1 protein-coding gene is annotated in these 657 nt (G+C 62.9%); it reads left to right on the forward strand.

The genetic code is table 11. The annotated features are described in order from the left end of the window. A partial coding sequence (locus tag GYA94_RS26685; protein WP_255327007.1) for a metallopeptidase TldD-related protein occupies positions 1 to 500 on the forward strand: 500 nt, incomplete at its 5' end. Between the last annotated feature and the right edge of the window lie 157 nt (positions 501 to 657).

The raw sequence follows: 657 nt of genomic DNA on the forward strand, positions 1-657 counted from the left end.
CGCTGAGCCCGGCGTTTTCCGATGAAGGCTCACCGCGCCTGGATGTGCCGCTGATCCAGCAAGGCCGGGCGGCGCAACGGCTGATCAGCGCGCGCAGCGCCGCCGAATTCAAGCTGCTGGCCAACGGCGCCGACAGTTACGAGTCGCCCTGCGCACTCAGCCTGGCACCGGGTGGCCTGCCCATGGACGAGGTCTTGCAGCGGCTGGGCACTGGGCTGTACATCAGCAACCTGTGGTACCTCAACTACTCGGACTTGCCAGCAGCGCGTATGACCGGGCTGACCCGGTTCGCCACCTTCTGGGTGGAGAACGGGCAGATCCAGGGGCCAGTGAGCACCATGCGCTTCGATGACAGCCTGTACAGTTTGCTCGGTAGCCAACTGGAGGACCTGACCCAGGAGCGCGAGATGATCCTGTCGACCAGCACCTATGGACAACGCAGCACCGGGTCGAGTCATTTGCCAGGTGCGCTGGTCAAAGGCCTGACCCTGACATTGTGATTGGACTTGCCGGCCCTTTCGCGGCTAAAGCCGCTCCTACAACAAACGCGTAACCCCTGTAGGAGCGGCTTTAGCCGCGAAGAGGCCGGCACTGACAAACGAGGAAGTCATGCGAACGCACCCCGACTAGACCACGCCACCGCAAACTAAATCCACC

It is taken from the genome of Pseudomonas juntendi (assembly GCF_009932375.1).
GTDB lineage: Bacteria > Pseudomonadota > Gammaproteobacteria > Pseudomonadales > Pseudomonadaceae > Aquipseudomonas > Aquipseudomonas juntendi.